The organism is Levilactobacillus lindianensis (genome assembly GCF_003946095.1).
GTDB classification, from domain to species: Bacteria; Bacillota; Bacilli; order Lactobacillales; family Lactobacillaceae; genus Levilactobacillus; species Levilactobacillus lindianensis.
This window is the reverse complement of sequence record NZ_RHOD01000001.1, coordinates 56,802-75,380: the sequence shown is the minus strand read 5'-3', so window position 1 is coordinate 75,380 and position 18,579 is coordinate 56,802. Positions and strand designations below refer to the sequence as shown.

The 18,579-nt window shown below is 51.4% G+C and carries 15 protein-coding genes; 6 read left to right on the top strand and 9 right to left on the bottom strand.

The annotated features are described in order from the left end of the window. Positions 1–70 precede the first annotated feature (70 nt). The 5 genes from EKM70_RS00330 to purH form a co-directional block, all read right to left on the bottom strand. Positions 71–1,243 carry a MalY/PatB family protein gene (locus EKM70_RS00330; RefSeq protein WP_125544180.1) on the bottom strand — a complete coding sequence of 391 codons (1,173 nt, stop codon included), beginning with the start codon at positions 1,241–1,243 and terminating at the stop codon, positions 71–73. After that, on the bottom strand, positions 1,233–2,090 hold the full coding sequence (locus EKM70_RS00325; protein ID WP_191985869.1) for a DUF3737 family protein: 858 nt from the start codon (positions 2,088–2,090) through the stop codon (positions 1,233–1,235). Before EKM70_RS00325 ends, EKM70_RS00330 begins: the two co-directional genes overlap by 11 nt. 84 nt (positions 2,091–2,174) lie before the next feature. Next, positions 2,175–4,250 (bottom strand): glycosyltransferase family protein, encoded by a 2,076-nt coding sequence (locus EKM70_RS00320; RefSeq protein ID WP_125544176.1) that lies wholly within the window; start codon positions 4,248–4,250, stop codon positions 2,175–2,177. 12 nt (positions 4,251–4,262) lie between these two features. Beyond that, complete coding sequence (locus EKM70_RS00315; RefSeq protein WP_125544174.1) at positions 4,263–5,276, bottom strand: glycosyltransferase family 2 protein; 1,014 nt, start codon at positions 5,274–5,276, stop codon at positions 4,263–4,265. Positions 5,277–5,523: 247 nt separating this feature from the next. Then, on the bottom strand, positions 5,524–7,053 hold the full coding sequence (purH, locus tag EKM70_RS00310) for a bifunctional phosphoribosylaminoimidazolecarboxamide formyltransferase/IMP cyclohydrolase (RefSeq protein WP_057877799.1): 1,530 nt from the start codon (positions 7,051–7,053) through the stop codon (positions 5,524–5,526). Between the two features lie 594 nt (positions 7,054–7,647). Between purH and EKM70_RS00305 the strand changes: the two genes are divergently transcribed. The 5 genes from EKM70_RS00305 (at position 7,648) to EKM70_RS00285 (ending at position 13,864) form a co-directional block, all read left to right on the top strand. Next, positions 7,648–8,994 (top strand): GH25 family lysozyme, encoded by a 1,347-nt coding sequence (locus tag EKM70_RS00305; RefSeq protein WP_057877798.1) that lies wholly within the window; start codon positions 7,648–7,650, stop codon positions 8,992–8,994. Between the two features lie 21 nt (positions 8,995–9,015). Continuing rightward, the gene (locus tag EKM70_RS00300) at positions 9,016–9,663 is read left to right on the top strand and encodes a hypothetical protein (protein ID WP_057877797.1); all 648 of its coding nucleotides are present in this window, start codon (positions 9,016–9,018) and stop codon (positions 9,661–9,663) included. Positions 9,664–10,400: 737 nt separating this feature from the next. Then, on the top strand, positions 10,401–11,576 hold the full coding sequence (locus EKM70_RS00295) for an AI-2E family transporter (protein ID WP_125544173.1): 1,176 nt from the start codon (positions 10,401–10,403) through the stop codon (positions 11,574–11,576). 170 nt (positions 11,577–11,746) lie between these two features. Continuing rightward, positions 11,747–13,192 (top strand): ABC transporter permease, encoded by a 1,446-nt coding sequence (locus tag EKM70_RS00290; protein ID WP_057877795.1) that lies wholly within the window; start codon positions 11,747–11,749, stop codon positions 13,190–13,192. Between the two features lie 12 nt (positions 13,193–13,204). Then, the gene (locus EKM70_RS00285; RefSeq protein WP_057877794.1) at positions 13,205–13,864 is read left to right on the top strand and encodes an ABC transporter ATP-binding protein; all 660 of its coding nucleotides are present in this window, start codon (positions 13,205–13,207) and stop codon (positions 13,862–13,864) included. Between the two features lie 750 nt (positions 13,865–14,614). Here the strand turns inward: EKM70_RS00285 and EKM70_RS00280 are convergent. From EKM70_RS00280 to EKM70_RS00265, 4 genes are all read right to left on the bottom strand, one after another. After that, positions 14,615–15,331 (bottom strand): B3/B4 domain-containing protein, encoded by a 717-nt coding sequence (locus EKM70_RS00280; RefSeq protein WP_057877792.1) that lies wholly within the window; start codon positions 15,329–15,331, stop codon positions 14,615–14,617. 19 nt (positions 15,332–15,350) lie between these two features. Beyond that, positions 15,351–15,845: a GNAT family N-acetyltransferase gene (locus EKM70_RS00275; protein ID WP_057877791.1), complete on the bottom strand. Its 495-nt coding sequence runs from the start codon at positions 15,843–15,845 to the stop codon at positions 15,351–15,353. A gap of 11 nt (positions 15,846–15,856) precedes the next feature. Continuing rightward, on the bottom strand, positions 15,857–16,309 hold the full coding sequence (locus EKM70_RS00270) for a MarR family winged helix-turn-helix transcriptional regulator (RefSeq protein ID WP_057877790.1): 453 nt from the start codon (positions 16,307–16,309) through the stop codon (positions 15,857–15,859). A 120-nt stretch (positions 16,310–16,429) separates the two neighbouring features. Next, on the bottom strand, positions 16,430–16,921 hold the full coding sequence (locus EKM70_RS00265; protein WP_057877789.1) for a pyridoxamine 5'-phosphate oxidase family protein: 492 nt from the start codon (positions 16,919–16,921) through the stop codon (positions 16,430–16,432). A gap of 162 nt (positions 16,922–17,083) precedes the next feature. Here EKM70_RS00265 and EKM70_RS00260 point away from each other — a divergent pair, with 162 nt between their 5' ends. Next, positions 17,084–18,478, top strand: a complete 1,395-nt coding sequence (locus EKM70_RS00260; protein ID WP_057877788.1) for an FAD-binding oxidoreductase — start codon at positions 17,084–17,086, stop codon at positions 18,476–18,478. The last annotated feature ends 101 nt before the right edge of the window (positions 18,479–18,579 follow it).

The window sequence follows — 18,579 nt, the reverse complement described above, 5'->3', positions numbered from 1 at the left end:
TAGCTGACCGCTGAGTGGGTGGAAAGTTGGGGAAATTTAAAAACCAGCGACCGCGATCGCTGGTTTTTGCTTAGTTGTTTTGTTGCTGGAAAGCTTGTAGGCCGCGCTTGAGGCGGTCTAAGCCGTCTGCAAGCCGTTCGGCCGGACAGGCAACGTTGATGCGGACGAAGTCGTGGCCATTACCACCGTAAACCGCACCGGCAGTAATGAAGAGACCGGTCTGTTGTCGAATCACTTGGCAGAGAGCCTGAGTATCCGTCGTGATGTCGCGACAGTCGATCCAGACCAGATAGGTGGCGTCACCGGCAATCACGTGGAGGGCGGGCAGGTTATTCTGGACGAACTGCGTGACGGTTTGTCGGTTAGCGGTAATCTGACGGTTCAGGTCATGTACCCAGTCGGCACCGGTGGTGTAGGCGGCGATGCTGCCATCAATAGCGAAGGCGTTGGGTTCGGCCAATTCGTCCGTGTTGATGCCGCGATCTACCACGTTGCGGCGGTTTTCGTCGGGAATGATCAGGGTCGCGGCGTGTAAGGCCGCAACGTTAAAGGTCTTGCTGGGCGAAACCGCTGTGATGCTCACTGCGGCACAGGTGTCGCTTGCCGAAGCGAAGGGTGTATAGCCCTTGCCAGGGGTGGTAATGTCGCCATGGATCTCGTCAGAGAAGACGGTGACGTGATTGGTCGCGGCGAGTTCGCCAATCCGTTGAAGTTCTTCCGGGGTCCAAATCTTACCGACTGGATTATGCGGATTGCAGAGGATCATCATGCTGGTTAGGGGCTCGGCCATCTTGGCGGCCAGATCGTCCCAGTCGATGCTGTACTGACCATCGGCGTAGTGGAGATCACTGGAAAGCACGTGACGACCGTTGTTTACGATGGAATTATAGAAGATATTGTAAACGGGTGCTTGGACCAGAACGTTGTCGCCCACGTGGCTCACCCGGCGAACGGCCGAGGAAATGGCGGGAACGACACCAGTGACGAAGCGCATCCAGTCCGTCTGGGGCGTCCAGTTGTGTTCCGTGGTAAGCCAGTGTTGGACGGCGTCAAAGTAGACCTGGGGAACTTCTTCATAACCGAAGATCCCCGTAGCCGCCTTCTTTTGAATCGCGGCAACAATGCCGGGCGCGGTGCGGAAGTCCATATCGGCGACCCACATGGGCAGTTCGTTGTCGGCCACGTCCCACTTCACGGAGTTGGTATGACGCCGGTCGATCATTTCTGAAAAATCATTGCTCATGGGTGGCCTCCTGGGTAGTAATGGTCGTCTGATGTTGGTCGATGGCAGGATCGTCAAAGATGATGTCGCCAATGGCCGGAGCCGAGATGTGGCCATTGATTGGGTTCTTCACACTGTCGATAGTCGTGTTGATCGTGGCGTCGATATCGGAACAGTATTCGAAGGACAGGTTGGTATTGACCAGAGAACAGTTGCGCATGGTCAGGTGATCCACGTAACACAGGCCCTGTTCACTTTCCAACCAACAGTTAACGAAGGTGAGGTTTTTCGTATTCCAAGCCAGGTACTCTCCAATAATGGTGGAATCGTAGATCGTCACGTTGTCACAATTCCAGAAGGCATCATGGGTGATAAAGGTTGAGTTGTGAACCTCGACGTTCTTGCTACCGTCAAAGGCGTAGTTGCCGTTGACCTTCAAGTTGTTAACGACGACGTTGGTACTGTTCATGCCGAAGTAGTCTCCGGTAGCGGTGACATTGTCCAGGTGGAGATCGTCACACCACCAGAGCGTTTCACCAGCATCGGCAAAGGTCACGTCGTCTAAGTGAAGGTTTTGGGCGTGCCGGAAGGTCTTGGTGGCCCGAATCATGCTGTGAGCCATCGTCATATCCTTGGCGTACCAAGCACCAGCGTGTGCGGCTGGCTGCCAAGTTGTGTGGTCCAGTTGCGTGTGATCGGAGTACCACAGTGGATATTTGTACTTGAAAATGGTGTGGTCAATGGCGAGATTCTTCCCGTGTTTGAGTGGGGATTCGCCGTCGACAAAAATACTGTTTGTGATGTGGAGATCGTGACCTTGGAATAAGGCCCGTTCACCAGTTAACGTTTGTTGATTGACTTCTTTCAAATTGTTCGCTCCTTTGATTAAGCTCATCTAGATCCATTGTAGGACCTTCGAGCGACTCTAGGGCAAGTCATTTGTTAGAAATCGTTAGATCTGCCGGCGATACCAGTAGAAACGATCAATAATCAGTAAACCACCAAGCCAGATGGTGCCCAGGATTAACCAGAATTGACCACGATCGATGACTGGGGCGACGTTTAGCTGTGTGAGGTGGAAGCGCAAATACTGGTCGGGGTGACCGACGATTGGTTGCGGTAGAACGGGAAAAGTTGCGGGAACCGTGACGAATTTAACCCGAGTTGGCTGAAGATTAGTGATTGTCAGGCGGTAGTGACCCGCGGGTTGCATGGGCAGGTCTTGCTTGAGCAGGATAAGTGGATCTGGCTCGGGTGAATGCCAGACAACTTGACCTTGGTCATTGCGCAGGGTAATCCGACCACGGAATGGAAAGACCGGGTCGATGGAAATGTGGTCAAAGCCAATTGGTGCCGTCAGTGGTTGCGTGAGGCTCTTACCGGGCTTGAGCTTGAAGTGGTGGTTCTGGAAGTAGCGGCCCTCGTTTTGATTGACCACGTAGATGGGGTTGTCGACAGGGTTGGTGGTAAGCCCGTTGTTCTGCCAGGCGCTGACCAGAATGAGGCCACTGAAGGCCAGAGCCATGCCTAACGGAATCCAACGACTTCGAGTCGACCACCGCAGCAGGTTGAGCGGTTGGCGGTAGCCCGCTGCCGTGCCAGCCACTAGGAGTGGCAGAATCGGTAAGGCGTAGCGTTCTTCAGTCTCCCAGAAGATGACGTGAAAGCAGATCAGGCCGATGACGAAGAGGCCACCAATCAGGTAAGCCATACTTAGCCGGCGGCGACGGATCTGTTGGATTCCCCAGCCACAGGTGACGATGATCAGTGCCAAGTAGTTGAGCTGACACCAGTTAGCCAGTAGCCAGTCCACCGTGTTGCGATGTTGGCGATACCAGTTAGGGGCTTGCTCGAAGTCTGGTGAAATCTGGAAGGCATCGAAGGTTCCGGTAGCTAAGAAGAGTTTCGCCTTTTGGGCGAGGTGATAAATGACTCCGCCGATTCCCAAGGTGTGCCAGGATTCCTGTAAGTGTTTCTTAGCCAGAGCCTGCTTGCGAGCGGCAGTGGGTTCATCACGAATGGCATCCACATCCGGTCGGCTGTACTCACCATGGGTGTCAGGATTCCAGCTCATGGCAATCCAACTGGTGGCGGGTAAGGCCAGATTAGGATCTTCTTGGTAGCCAGCGGCGCGCTGAATAGCGTGGCTCCCCCCCACGCCGGCTCCTAGCATGGCAATCAAGAGAACTGTGATTCCGGTTCGAGCCAGCCAAGGCCGCGGACTGGCGTTGTTGGCCAGCCAGAGGCCCAAAATAACCGCGATGACTAAGACAATAAAGTTAGCCTTAATGAGAGTGGCAAAGGTTAGAAAGACACCGACAAATAGCGTCCAACCCAATCGTTTCGGCCACGTGGTCGCGTGTAGCAGGTTGGATAGGCCGGCCAGCACAAGTAGGCCTATTGGTAGAACTGCGAGGTCGCTATAGGTGTTGAGCGCGTATGCATAGAGTGGTACCGTGCCAATGATAATCACCAAAAAGAGGTGACTACGAGCAATATTTTGACGCCGAAGAACGCGCCAAAGGGCCAGCAGACCGCAATCCAGCCAAGCAAATTGAATGAGGTTGAGATCGATGCCACTGAGGGTGGTGCCAAACAGTTGGGCCATCTTCATGAGGCCCGTTAAGACCAGCGTGAAGTTGATGTTATTTGGATAAGTGTAGAAGTAAGGCGACCAGTCAGTATGGCCGTGAAGTAGGTTTAAGGCCTGTTGGTGAACGAAGTAGAGGTCGGCGCGAGGCGCATTGACCCAATTGAGGGCGACAATCAGTTGGATGGTCAGTAGCGCCAGCCAAAGCCCCCAACTCAGCCAGCGATGTTGAGTCGTGGTGCGTCGGTGAAACCAACGGAAGAGTAAGCCGATGATGCCGAGGTAGACACCGGCGCCTAGGAGAATGACCAGTGGGCTCAGCCAATCGTGGTCAGTCCGAAATTCGACAGGGTCCAAGCTAGCCAACACGCCGGTCAGAAACAAGGTAAAGCTAATGAGGCCGACTAAGCCAGTAGTTAAACGTTGGCGTGTGGTCATGAGAGGTCCCTCCTATCTAATAGATTGGTGATCGAGGTGTTGCGTGATTGTCAGCGGTCGGGTTAAGAATGCCGCAGAGTAGGTTTCCGTTTGAATGATGAAACGGGGCCGGTGTTGGGTTTCTTTTAGGACTCGCCCAACGTATTCACCAATGACACCCAAGCCAATCAGCTGTAGGCCACCGAGTAACCAGAGTGAGGTCAAGAGAGCATTGCTAGTAGTGAGGCCATTTAAATGCAAGCCTAGCATCCATAATAAGGCGATGGTTGCGGCGCCGCAGATGGTAAAGCCCAGGTACATGATGGCGCGTAACGGCGCCAGAGACAGTGAAAAGATCCCGTCTAAGGCGAAACGTAACATGCGCTTAAGCGGATACTTTGAGGTGCCGGCAGTCCGTGGTTGACGCTTGTAGTAGAGCTTGGTACTTGGGAACCCTAGCTTGGGGATGATCCCCCGAATGAAGGGTTCGGATTCGGTGTAGGTCATCAAAGCGGCTACGGCTCGGTGACTCAATAGCCGGAAGTCGGAGTGGTTCGGCACCAGGTCGACGCCGAGCTTCCCCATTGTCCAATAAAAGGCCTCGGCCGTGGTGCGCTTGAACCAGGTATCGGTGGATCGATCATTGCGGACACCATAGACGATGTCGAAGCCTTCCTTGGCTTGTTGCACCATAGACCCGATAATCCGCGGGTCATCTTGTAGGTCGGCGTCGATGGTAATGATGAGGTCGGAGAAGGGCTGGGCAACTTGCATGCCCGCCATCAGCGCGGCCTCTTGACCAAAGTTGCGGCTGAATTTCAGTCCGGTAAACAGGGTGTCTGCCTGTCGGAGTTGCGTAATGATGGTCCAGGTATGGTCGCGGCTACCATCGTCGACAAAGAGAATCTTGCTGTCAGTCGCAATCTGGTTGCTATCCATGAGACGATGCAAAATGGCGCTTAAGACTGGTGCGCTCTTGGGTAACATTGGTTCTTCGTTATAACACGGCACAACTAAGGTCAGCCGTGGTGCAGTTAGTGTTTTCATTCAGATCAACTCCCCCAGTAAATCTAAGTTCGAACAACTTATTCTGAGTCGATGATAACTGGATAATCCCATTATGGGGTAAATTGCGCTCGAATTAAACGACTTTCTTCGGCAAGTTACTAATGGGTCTCAAGTACTTTCTCGATATCAGTGAAAGCGTTCTGGTTAACGTGAAATAAAGCAATCGACAGAAAAGGCGCATAGCAGTTCCCAACGATGAAACCGCCATGCGCTTAGGTGTGTTTTTTTAATGTCTGAAGTGACGATGATTCGTGAAGACCAGGGCCACGTTGTGTTCGTTGGCCATGTCGATGGAAGCCTGATCGCGGATGCTACCGCCGGGTTCCGCAATGACGCGAATCCCATGTTCGGCGGCGTATTGAACGCAGTCGGCCATGGGGAAGAAGGCGTCGGAAACCAGAACCGCACGATCGTAGTTTGGTTTCTCTTCGGCCTTATCCACCGCAATCTTTAAGGCGTCGATCCGATTCATTTGCCCGGGCCCAATCCCTAAGGTCTGATCGATGGTGTTGACGACGATGGCGTTACTCTTGACGAACTTAATCGCCTTTAGGCCAAAGGCAATGGCTGCGAGTTGTTCCGGCGTTGGCTGGGCATTGCTAACGGTCTGGAAGGTTGCGGGGTCGTCGATGATTTCGTCACGTTCCTGGCGTAAAAGGCCCCCGCGGACGCTAACCAACTCATCGGGTTCAGCATCGTTAGCTGCGCTGAAGTCGACCGTCAACAGGCGCAGATTTTTCTTCTTTGCCAACACATCATAGGCGTCATTATCGAAGGCGGGGGCAATGATGATTTCCAAGAAGAGTTGATGCATCTTCTTGGCGGTTGCCAAATCGACCGGCCGATTGAGGACGATGATACCTCCAAAGATCGACATGGAGTCAGCGGCGTAACATTTGTCCCAGGCACGTTCGAGGACATCGTCGGTGCCAATTCCACACGGGTTCATATGCTTTAAGGCCACGACGGTCGGGTCGCTGAATTCACGAATTAGCCCGAGCGCGGCGTCGGCGTCCTTAATGTTGTTGAAGGAAAGGGGCTTACCGTGAAGTTGTTTTGCCGCGGCGATCGAAAACGGAGATGGCTGGTAGTCCTGATAGAAGGTGGCCGTCTGCTGCGGATTCTCGCCGTAACGCAGGGCTTCCTTGCGTTTATAGGTGAGGGTCAGGGTATCAGGCTTGGCTTCGTCCGTCAGGTACGTCGCAATGACGGCGTCGTAGTGGGCCGTGTGGTGAAAGACCTTGGCGGCCAGATGTTTTCTAAATGGCAGGGTATCGCTGTGGGCCACTAAGGCCTGCCCGACCTGATCGTAATCGGCGACATCGCAGACCACGAGAACATCCCGATAGTTTTTGGCGGCGGCGCGGATGAGGCTCGGGCCACCGATATCAATCTGTTCGACTGCCGCGGCTAGCGTGACATCTGGTTGACTGATGGTCTCGGCAAAGGGATAGAGGTTGACGCAGACCAGATCGATCGGGGTAATCGCGTGTTCAGCCAACGTTTGTTGGTGATTAGGATCATCTCGTTTAGCGAGAATGCCGCCGAAAACCCGTGGATTGAGGGTCTTAACGCGGCCGTCTAGCATTTCTGGAAACTGCGTAACCTCTTCGATGGGAATCACGGGGATGCCGGCATCGGCCAAGACGGCTTGGGTCCCGCCGGTAGAAACCAGTTCAAAGTCATTGGCAATCAACGTGTGAGCAAAGTCGACAATGCCAGTCTTGTCGGCAACACTGAGTAGGGCACGGCGCATAAGATAACCTCCTAAATGTGAGTAAAAGCTGTTAGAGCTATCATACGGGAATTATCCTGAACAATCAACGGGAACAAATTATAATAATTCGTATATTTAGCTCAGAAGCCTAACGATAGAAAGTAAAGTAACCAATCTATAAATTCACTTATAATCGGACTTTGCTTTGGGTAATCATTTATTAGTCGTTAGCATGTTACCGAACAGTATTGTTCGTTATTTGCGAACAATACTGATTAAAAGTCGCTAATTGTCATGATTTGTGAAAAAGGGGCCTAGATCACCTAATAAGTAATTCACCGTATCGCCAATATGGTCACTTTTCCTATTAAATCCACTAATCATTCTTAAGCCGGATAATCACTACCATCGTTGATTTAACGGCGTTCTTGTAATAAATATAATTGTAAAATGCGGTAATCGAACTGAAATCCTGCTGTTATCGAATGCACATTTAAGAAGCCTATCCTTAAAGATGACTTTAAGCGTGAGGTGGTGAGCAAAAGCGTCGGGGAGATTTTGGTGTCGGGGAAGCAACAACACCAGTTTTTAGGAGTAGGGCACACCAAATTTTAAGCAGGGAAGTGCTAAATTATGTCAACTAATCATCGTTGGGCCAAGCGGTTAACCCAAGCAGCGGTTGCCGCCAGTGCCCTCGTTGGAATCGCTTGGGGCGGTCAGACCGTTGCCAGCGCCAGTACACTCGCCATTCCCGATATTTCCGAATGGCAGGGGAAGTTAACGTCAACGCAGGTTTCAAATTTGAAGAATCAGGTTTCATTTGTCATCAACCGCCGGCAGTATGGGTCATCCTACGTGGATAAGTATGCTGCCAACAATACCTCACTTTATGCGAAGTACGGGATTCCGTTTGGGGAGTACGATTACGCCACCTTTACCAGTGCGGCGAGCGCCAAGACGGAAGCCAAGAACTTCTACAATCGGTCGAATAAGAATGCCAAGTTCTATGCACTGGATTTCGAAGAAAATGATGTGACCTCGGGGACCACGAACGCCGCTGTTAAGGCCTGGTATGACGAAATGAGTTCACTGACCGGCAAGAAATTAATCTTCTATTCTTATCAATCCTTTGCGACAACTTATGCCAATAGTGCCCGGACGAAATTTGATGCCCAATGGATCGCCAACTATTCCTATACGCCAACGATTTCGTTTGCATTGTGGCAGTACACGGATAGTAATTACCTATCTTCATTAGGTGAGGCCACGGACAATAGTCGGGCCGAAACGTCGGTTCACCCAATCAGTTGGTGGACGGATGGCTTGACGACGGCATTAGCGCACACGTATTCATACAGTAGTTTCCGGAGCGGTCAGCACGTTTATTTACATAAAGGGGCTTCCAAGTACGTTGATCGGTCGAAGATTGACACGTCCGATCGCCAGAAATTCTACACGATTTCTGACGTCAAACCACTGACCATGTCGAATTCTAAACAAGAATTGTATATTAAGGAACTGGGCCAATGGGTCCTGTCACAAGACGTTACCGGCTACTGGGTCGGCCAACATGGGTCCTTCAATTTACACGATAATGTGAATATCTATTCTGATTCTAGTCTGACCAAGAAGACGGGGCAGAAGTACAAGAATGGAACGCAGGTTGCGGGTAAAGTTGTCAAGGCACCGGATGGCAAGTCCTACCGCATCAAGACTGACAAAGGATACATTACTGCCAACTTAGCCCGGTTAAACCATGCCTATTTTGAAAGTATGAATTCGTCGAAGACGATTACCACCAAGCAAAAAATCTATGCTTACAATAAGACATCAATGACTAAGGCGAGTCGCGTTAAATCGTATAAGAAGGGCACCACGCTTAACGTCACGGCAATTAAGAAGCGGTCGACGGGTTCTCGTTACTACGTCTTAACCAATGGCAATTACGTCACGGCATTGCACGGTCACGTCAAGAAATAAGCGAAGAGAGGTTGGATAAAGATGCAACGTAAAACGAAATTAATCACGGCCGTTACGGCGGCTTTGGCGGTGCTAGCACTGGGTTCCGGCAGTGTTCTCCAGATGCACGCGGCTAACGATGTCAGTTCCACCGGTCAGACGGTGGCACCGAGCTCGGCATCCGTTGATGGCACTAAGGTAACGGCCACGACGGCTAGTGGAACCAAGCAGAATTACACGGTCAAATATACGGACCAGACGACTGGCGATCAGTCCACGACTCTGCAAAAGAAGACTTACGGCACTAGTGCCACGGCCAAGGATCAAGTGGATTATGTCGGTAACGCTGATGGTGAAACGGTTAAGTTGAACAAGTCGACGAGCGCCGTCGTTCAAGGCGTCATGGGCCATACCTACGTCCACTGGACCAAGGGCGATTGGTCAGTAACGGCGGTTACCAGCAACGCCGATCAGACGGGAACCCCAACTCAATTTGCCAAGCAGGTCAACCAGCAATTGAGTAAGCGTAGCCTGCCTAAGAGCGCGGATACCGGGGCGGTCACGGTCTACAGCAAGACCGATGATGACAAGGACAACACGGTAACCTGGCAAGATGGCAAGCAAACCTACACCGTCAAAGGCCAAGCGGCCGATACCACGGTTAAGGTGGCCCAGAACACGAAAGACTAGTTTATTAAAGGCATTGTCTACGGACAGTGCTTTTTTCTTATTGTTTTTAGTCTGGGCCGCCGCAGGTGGCCAGGGATTCCACCCTGTGGGGACCGGTTGAAGCCTGAGAAGCGGTCTTCACCCTCGCTTTAAGCCCCACAAAACCGTGGGTCTTAAAGTCGTCCCAGGCTGTAAGGCCGGCAGACCACCGACCAAACAGTCTCGACACGGGGTTCCATCCCTGACCACCTGCGGCTGAAACTATCAAAATGGTTTATCTGTAGGGTTTCTTCATATGGTGTAGTCCGTGCCTTGTCTGGAGTAGGTGTTTCAAAACGCTAGTCTAGCGGCTGGCCATGATTTGCCAAAAGCGGCAGTCATGATTGGTGATTGGATATTATCATGGAACACTCGGTGTCAGAAACTTCCGTCAATCCCAGCCGGAGGACACCAGACAGAACCCCGTGTCGGTGGTCTAAGCCGAGGTTCTGTCTCGGCTTAGAGCACGGCCAACTTTGAAACTCGTAGGTTTCGAGGTTCAAGGTTGCCCTGAAGACCGCTCTTTGGCTTCAGGTCTGCCTCACCGGGTGGCGTCTGGTGGCCGTAGGCGACCCGGACAAAGACAAAATTCAAGATCAAGTCCTATCGGCCTTTCATTAATTTTAGAATGAGAGATGTGGAAGAATTCGCGATTCGGGCTAGTCACGGCCGCCATTGAGCCGTAAACTAGGAGTAAGCCAATTTTGGGAGGGGTCGTTTTGAATAAACTGCGACAGCCAGAATCGGGATTTTCCTGGTTCTACCAACGGTTTTTAAACAATCATATTACAATATTATTGCTAAATATTTTTTTGCTTTTATTAGTGGTCAATGAGCTCGTCCAAAACGCCGGTCTGTTGGATCCGGTTTGGAAATTTATTGGTATTACGGCGCCGGCGATCGTGGTGGCGGGGATCCTGTATTACGTCCTCGATCCGTTCGTGCATTTCATGGAACGCCGGTTGAAGTTAAAGGAAGGTCTGGCGATTGCGATCGCCATGCTGGTGACAATTGCCATTATCGTCGTGATCTTCCTAATGTTGATTCCATTTCTTACGAAGCAGACAACCGGGATTATTGCGGCGTTACCGCAGTTTGCCAACGATGTCATGCGAAAACTCAGCACCATGAATCAGAAGCATCACTGGGTGTCAGCGGCTAATCTTGCCGAGGTCAACCACCGTGTGACGACTTACTTCTCGCAACGAGGTTGGAATATTCTGACGGGAACCTTGAGTTCTTTGGGGAATGTTGTGACGACGGTGAGCGACTGGATTATCACGCTGATTACAGCGCCAATGGTGCTCTTCTTCATGTTGAAGGATGGGGCCCAATTCCCACACTTCGTCAGTCAGGTCGTTCCAACGGCCTACCGGGAACGCTTTGTGATCATGCTCGACAAGATGAACGCCAAGGTTAGTTCCTATGTGCGTGGCCAACTCACCGTGGCATTGTGTGTCATGATTATCTTTACGGCGGGCTATTCCATCATTGGACTGCCCTACGCCATCTTGATCGGACTAATCGCGGGGCCCCTGAACTTGATTCCTTACTTTGGGTCGGCGATTGCGCTGATCCCAGCGATTATCATGGGGGTTGTGACGAGTCCGTCGATGCTACTGGGTGTCGTGATTGTCTACCTGATTGAATGGGTCTTGGAGACCCAAGTCTTGTCACCCCTGATTATGGGAAACAGTTTGGCGATGCACCCAATTACCATTGTCTTCGTCTTGCTGGCCAGCGGTAAGATGTTTGGTCTGATCGGGGTCATCTTTGGGGTGCCGGGCTTTGCCGTCCTCAAAGTGTTGGTAACCACTGCCTTCGAGTGGTATCAGGAATATTCGGCGCTCTATCCGGACGTCTTCCCACCAGAGGATCGGCTGGGTGAGCCTTAACGTTTTATTAACAGGTCGATTAATTTTAAAAACGAGTCAAAACGGCGGTGTCCTGCGGGATATCGTCGTTTTTTTGTGTGCCGTCAGAGACCGTTACGGCCCGCGTTTTAGGTTTGCGATAAGCCCGGTTTGCCATAATCGATCACATGTTATGAATGGAGGCGACTCGCATGAACTTTTTCAAACGAGCCTGGTTAAATATTTGGGCAAAGAAAGGACGGTCAATCTTACTGATTCTGGTCTCGTCCGCGATTTTAATGTTTGTGTTGGCAGGATTACTGATTCGGAGCGCAGCGGTCAAGGCGACCGAAACGGCTAAGAATGACGCCGGCGCCACCATGACCCTGTCGGCAAATCGGCAGGCAGCGTTTAAGAAGATGAGTCAGAGCAGTAGTAGTTCCAGTAGTAAAACGAGCCGACCGAAGCTAACGCTGACGCCGGTGAAATTAAGCGACGCGACGAAGATTGCCAAGCTCAGTAACATCAAAAATTACAACGTGACGAGTAGCACGTCGGCGAATGCCAAGTCATACGATACGGTCTCGACGACCACCGGGATGGGTGGAAATAGTGGTGGCCCAGGTGGAATGAAGTCATCCACGAGTTCCGGGGACACCCAGATTGATGGGGTGACCGCCACTAGCCTGACCACGACCTTTAGCGATAGTCAAAGCAAGATTACCAAGGGGCGCGGCATCACGGCCAGTGATAAGAATACGAATAATGTGGTCATCGAAAAGGAACTGGCCAGTCAAAACAATTTGACCGTTGGCGATACCATGACGTTCAAGGAGACCAGTGGCGACAAGAACACGGTGAAAGTGAAGATTGTCGGGATTTACAAGGCCAGCTCGACCAGTTCCGCTAGTGCTGGCCCCATGAGTACCGATCCGTCGAACACGATCTACGCCTCATACACCCTGGCCAATACCATTAAGGGCAGCAAGTATGCGGGAACAGCCGATTCGGTTACTTTTAACGTGACTAATCCGGCCAAGGTCAGTGCTACCAAAAAGGCTGGGAATAAGCTGATCAGCAGTAAGTATTCCCTGAGTACCGATGATGCCAGCTATCAGTCCGTCAAGGCGTCCATGGACAACGTGGAAGGTTTCGCCAACAAGATTGTCTGGTTGGTGGCCATTGCCGGAACGATTATTCTGGCTTTGATTGTCATCCTGATGATTCGCGAACGACGCTTTGAAATTGGCGTGCTCTTATCCCTCGGTGAAGCACGCTGGAAGATTGTGGCGCAGTTCTTTACGGAAATGTTGATGGTGATCGTAGTGGCCATTGCGATTGCGGGTGCCGGTGGGAAATTTGTCGGGAATCAACTGGGTTCACAGCTAGTTTCACAGAGTACCACGACGCAAACCACCACAAGCACCACGTCCGGTCAACCGGGCGGCGGCCAACCTGGTGGGACTAAGGGTAGTGGTGGTCCAGGCAACATGCAGGCCACGAGTACCAAGACTAAGGATCCCAATTTAGAGATTGCGGTGAGTGCCGTTGACCTCGCCGAACTCGGCGGATTTGGCTTAGCCATTACCTTCCTGTCGATCATGATCGCTTCCGGTGGGATTCTGCGACTGGAGCCGAAGAAAGTACTGTTTTCCTAAGGAGGACTGTCGATGTTAAAAACACAAGACCTGGGGTATTGGTACCAGGACAAAACACAACCGTTGTTTCAAGGCATTAACCTGACCTTTGAGTCGGGCAAGTCCTACGCGATTCTGGGGCACAGTGGGACCGGGAAGACGACGTTTCTGTCGTTGATTGCTGGTCTTGATAAGCCCAAGGAGGGTGACATTCTGTTGGGTGACCAGTCGTTAAAGCAGATTGGGCTGACCAACTATCGCCGACATGACGTGGCGATTGTCTTTCAGGCGTACAACCTCTTTGCCTACATGTCTCCGATGAATAATCTCCTGACGGCCATGGCCATCACGGAAGCGAAACATGCCGGCGATCGAGCGTATGCCAAGCAGATTCTAAACGATCTCGGGATTGGGGATGACCTGATCGACCGCAACGTCCAGCACCTCTCGGGTGGGCAACAGCAACGGGTGGCCATCGCCCGCACCATGTGCTGTGATGCGCGGTTGGTCGTGGCTGACGAGCCAACTGGAAATCTGGATGAGGACAATACCAAGGCCGTGATCGACCAGTTTCAACGAATTGCCCACGAACAGAATAAGTGCGTGATCATTGTGACCCATGAACCGGATGTGGCCGCACAGTGCGATCATCAGTATAGGTTGGAGAATAAGCAGTTTACAGAGTTAGCTTAAACTCTAGGTTGGTGTTAAGCTGGCCGCCTGCGGCTGCCAGGGATTCCGCCTGCTGTGGGGACGCTTCAGCCCGGTGGACTTCTCGCTCGACTTTAAGCCCCGCCAGGAACGCGGGTCTTAAAGATCGCCCGTGGTGTAAGGCCGAGAAAAGCGCTCGGTCTAACGCCACCGCCACGGCTGGCTCCATCCCTGGCCTCCTCCGGCTAAGATTGACCGTTACCACGACTTAGTAAAAAATTGTTGCAAGTTGCTTCTTAGGCCGCGTAACCGATGGTCGCCAATCAAATTTGTCTGGTGGGTTCATCTTGCCTGAGGTTCTTGTCAGTAGTTATCACTATGCGATTCAGTGTTCTCAAAACTTAACAGATACAAATAAAAAATCACCACAGGTTCCGTCGACAATGGCAGAATCTGTGGTGATTTTGATTTCGTAGATAACATAAGGAACGAGTTGCTAGTGATTGAATATAATCAAAGTGCTAATACTAATTGACCACTAAGTGGCACTATCGTTCATTAAAAGAACAACAGTAACCGGAGGAGGTCAGGGATGGAGCCAGCCGTGACGAGTCTGTAAGGTCGAGTGTTTTTCTCGGCCTTACAGACTGGGACGACATTGGAGACCCGCGTCTTTAGCGGGGCTTCAATGCGAGCCGGAAGCCTGGATTTTAGGCTGAAGGCGTTCCCCACAGCAGGCGGAATCCCTGACAGCCGCAGGCGGTCATTTCACACATGCAGTCTAGAGAAAAGTTAGTCCACCAAAGTAGTGGAAGCATGGTCGGCGGTTAAGAGGGTGGTTGTCCCCGTAACCTTGAAGTAGTGTTCGCAAAGGCTCTTCAGCTCCTGAATGGCTTCGCTAGCCCGTTCTGCCTGGTCGGCGTTGATAGCTTCAATAACCAGCACGGCATTCGTCGTGTCTTCCGTCAACATGGTCCGTTGCGCTTCACGCCAGTTGAGGCTTCGGCAGATGGCGCCATCGTTGTCATAGTAGATCATTTCGCCTGGCAAAGCAGGAGAGTCTTCGGTGTCACCTAAGGGACGGAAACCTTCGCCACCTTGAGCGAGGCCTAGGTGAAGGTCGCCGGCGATGGCATCGATATTTTCTCCGCCACAAGGTGAGGCATATTTCAGTGAAATACTGTTGTAGATGTCGACCAGGGGATTGATGGGGCTGAGGTGCTTGCCTTGGCTAATCCGCTTGAGGAGGGCTTCGATTGAAGAACGGGCGCCCTTCTTCGTCTTGAACTTCCGTAAGGCCTCCCGCCATTCGGCGATCACGGCATTTTCTCTAAAGGTCTCGTCGGTAATGAACTTTTCAGATTCATTGGCGCCGTCGTTAAGGAGTTCTTGGAAGTAAGGGTCGTCGGCTTCGTTGACGTGGTTGTCGATGTCTTTGAGGGTTAAAATACTGATTTGACCTTGGGGGAACAGTTCCCAGAACGAAAGATCGATGATGGCTTGTTTCATAAATGAACATCTCCAAATTTTATATTTTTTTGGTCATGATGAGATCGGTTTGTGTGGCGGAACCCAACTGAAAGGGATGACTGCCGGTTTGCTGGAAGCCCTGAGAGCGGTAAAAATCGATAGCCGTTAAATTGTGCTCCCAGACGCCGAGACGTAGCTCGGATTTGGCAGCCAACTGGGCGCGACGGGTCGCAAAGGCAATGGCCGCGACGCCATAGCCTTGGTGTTGGCCCGCAGAGGTGAGATAGAGTCGCTGAATTTCCAAATCGTCCGCGTGGCTGACTAGTTTGAGATAGCCGCGAACCGTATTCGCAACCTGGATAAAGTAGAACTGACTGTTAACGTCAGCAAACTCGCTAGCTAACTGGCTAGGATTGAAGGCTTTAGTCAGGTAAGCTTGGAGGTCGGCTGAGGTGTTCTGGGCCCCAAAGGTATCTGTAAAGGTGTCGATGCTGAGACGTCGTAATTCAGCTAGTTGGTCGGTAGCCACAGCGGTGAAAGTTGGTTTAATCATGAGTGAACCTCTTAATACTGACGCTTCTCACCGCGTTTGACGGTGTTGTAGTCGTCTTCGATATTTTTCGCAACCTGGTCTAGCAGATCGTGTAGCTTTACCTGATCATCAGGTGAGATTCCAGTCAGGGCAACCTCGTTAGAGTACAGGTTCTCCCGGTGAATGAGGGGGTAAACCTGGCGGCCCTTCTCGGTGACGTAAATCTGCTTTTGTTTCTTGTCGGCGGGGTTCATCTTGCGTTCTAGAAGGCCATTTTTCTCCATCTTTTGAATAGCGCGAGCCGCCGTGGTCTTGTCGACCTTGATGAGATTGGCCAGGCGCTCCAAGATGATGCCCGGATGCTCGTAGACGCGGACCAAGTAAAGGTATTGGCCACGGGTGAGGTTGACTTCCTTGAACTCGATATTGGCGATGGTGTCCAACGCGCGATCGATGATGCCAATGGACCTTAGAATGTCTGGCAAGTACTCACTTCCTTTAGTCATTTTAGACTGAACATGTAGGAATAGTATAAAACGGTTAAGTTGCATTTGCAACAAAAAGTTCGTCTAAAAAAATCTGGGGGCTAGCCCAGATTTTTGTGATTAGTTTTTGTCTTTAGTTGCTTCCTTGGCAGTCATGCCAGTCACGTCGATCCGGATAACCCCGGTATATTCGACGTCGGCAGGCTTTAAGGACTCGTCGCGGCTACCCAGTTCGTGGTCTAGAATCAGTTCTAAGGCTTCGCGCTTTTCTTTCAAGTCAGTGACCAGGCTGGCATTCCCAGTTCCCATGATGCTCTGGTAGGCGTACCCGTTGTTCGACAATTCTCCATCAGGGGTGTCGTAACGTTCGGCCTTGGCCACAATGGAGAAGGCGACGTGACCATCTTTGGCGATTAAATCACGCTTCTTGCCTTCGGGTGCCCCGTGAAGGTAGAGGTGGAGTAGGCCGTCTTCATCAAATTGGAAACCATAGTTCGTCGGCACCACGTAAGGATAGTCACCATCGTGCATAGCGGTGTTGATGACGTGACCCGTCCGTAAGAATGCCTTGACCTTGATTAAATCGGTAACCTGTAGATTTTTTCGACGCATAACTAAATACCTCCTAATTCGATACCTCAATTATAGCGCATTTCATCATAATGGAACCGCTTTTTCCGTATAGATCAAGTTTGCCGAGAAATCAATAAGGTATTCTATTTGAAGTGGTGCTATGATGACCTTGATTCCAAAACACAGAAAGAGGTCCTACAAATGACAGTATTCAGTGCATACTCTGATGAAGAAATCCTAGAATACCTGATATCCCAAGTTAAGGATGGCACGGTCGAAACCGATATGGCCACGCTCAAGAAACAATCGTTTAATTCGAATGCTTCGGGTGGTGAAAGTGGTTTGGCTCGGGCCTTTATCGAGGCTGAAAGTGTCGCCGACATCCAAGGGGTCTTGCGGACAGCCCGCAAGTTCCACCTACCTGTCATTCCGCAAACCACGGCAACCAGTACCGTTGTCGGTTCCGATGGCCAACCGGGTGCCTTGATTCTTTCGACTCGGCAAATGAATCGAATTCTAGAAATTGATAAGGAAGATTCCGTGGCGGTCGTTCAGCCCGGGGTCATTAATGGCGATTTAGACCAGGCTGCTAGAAAACGGGGGCTGTTCTACGCGCCAGACCCTGGTTCTAAGCCAATTTCATCCATTGGTGGGAATGTCTCAACCAACGCTGGTGGGATGAGTACCGTGCGTTACGGGGCCACCAAGGATAACGTTTTGGGGTTGAAAGCCGTCTTGGCGGATGGCCGTGAAATCAAACTGGGGGGCCGGACTTTAAAACAGGCCTTCGGGTATGATTTGACCCAACTCTTCGTGGGCTCCGAGGGAACTCTCGGGATCATTACCGAAATTACTGTAAAGTTAATGCCAATCCCATTGGGGCAAACCGTCATGGGTGTGGCCTTCTTTAGCAACATGGGCTCATTGGCTAAAGCTGTGACTGCCATTCGGATGTCCGGGGTCTATCCAACCATGTTGGAAGCCTTGGACGGCAATACTGTGGTGGCTTTGGACAAGTTTGAACACACGCACTACGCTTCAAATAGTGGGGCCATGTTAATCTTCAAGCTCGAAGGGTCTAGTCCCGAATCCATGGCTGTGGTGAAGGATCTTCTGGCCAAGTACGACGGTCAAAACGTCCAGGTCACGGATGATGAACAGGAACAGGCCGATCTGGAACAATTACGGCGTGACATGTTGCCTGCCGTCTTCGCTGGTCAGAATCACTTGATGGAAGACATGGCGATGCCACTCTCCAAGTTGGCCCCAATGATGGATTATCTCCAAGATCTCGGGAAGAAGTTGGGGATTACCATCTATACGGCCGGCCATGCTGGTGATGGTAACGTCCACCCAACATTCGTTTGGCCTAAGGACCAAGAAGAGGTGCCCGAAGTTGTCGTTGAGGCCTTACGTCAGACCTTCTGGAAGACGCTCGAGTTGGGTGGAACAATCTCCGGCGAGCATGCCGTGGGGATGGTTAAGAATCAGTGGAACAATCCCGAACTCGGCGAGACCGTTGACCAACTCCAACATCAAATTAAAACCTTGTTCGATCCAATGAACATCTTGAATCCAAAACGGAAGATCGATTAATTCTTTCGAAAGTTTCTTAATTTCAAGGGGTCCGCCTACGGGAACCAGACGATACCGCCCATGGGGCAGACCTGAAGCCTGAGAAGCGGTCTTCAGGGCAA

Coding starts and splice junctions, on each gene's coding strand:
- EKM70_RS00315 (WP_125544174.1), bottom strand. CDS start 5,276: ATGAAAACACTAACTGCACCACGGCTGACCTTAGTTGTGCCGTGTTAT.
- EKM70_RS00285 (WP_057877794.1), top strand. CDS start 13,205: ATGTTAAAAACACAAGACCTGGGGTATTGGTACCAGGACAAAACACAA.
- EKM70_RS00280 (WP_057877792.1), bottom strand. CDS start 15,331: ATGAAACAAGCCATCATCGATCTTTCGTTCTGGGAACTGTTCCCCCAA.
- EKM70_RS00265 (WP_057877789.1), bottom strand. CDS start 16,921: ATGCGTCGAAAAAATCTACAGGTTACCGATTTAATCAAGGTCAAGGCA.
- EKM70_RS00290 (WP_057877795.1), top strand. CDS start 11,747: ATGAACTTTTTCAAACGAGCCTGGTTAAATATTTGGGCAAAGAAAGGA.
- EKM70_RS00260 (WP_057877788.1), top strand. CDS start 17,084: ATGACAGTATTCAGTGCATACTCTGATGAAGAAATCCTAGAATACCTG.
- EKM70_RS00305 (WP_057877798.1), top strand. CDS start 7,648: ATGTCAACTAATCATCGTTGGGCCAAGCGGTTAACCCAAGCAGCGGTT.
- EKM70_RS00330 (WP_125544180.1), bottom strand. CDS start 1,243: ATGAGCAATGATTTTTCAGAAATGATCGACCGGCGTCATACCAACTCC.
- EKM70_RS00320 (WP_125544176.1), bottom strand. CDS start 4,250: ATGACCACACGCCAACGTTTAACTACTGGCTTAGTCGGCCTCATTAGC.
- EKM70_RS00300 (WP_057877797.1), top strand. CDS start 9,016: ATGCAACGTAAAACGAAATTAATCACGGCCGTTACGGCGGCTTTGGCG.
- EKM70_RS00275 (WP_057877791.1), bottom strand. CDS start 15,845: ATGATTAAACCAACTTTCACCGCTGTGGCTACCGACCAACTAGCTGAA.
- purH (WP_057877799.1), bottom strand. CDS start 7,053: ATGCGCCGTGCCCTACTCAGTGTTGCCGACAAGACTGGCATTGTCGAC.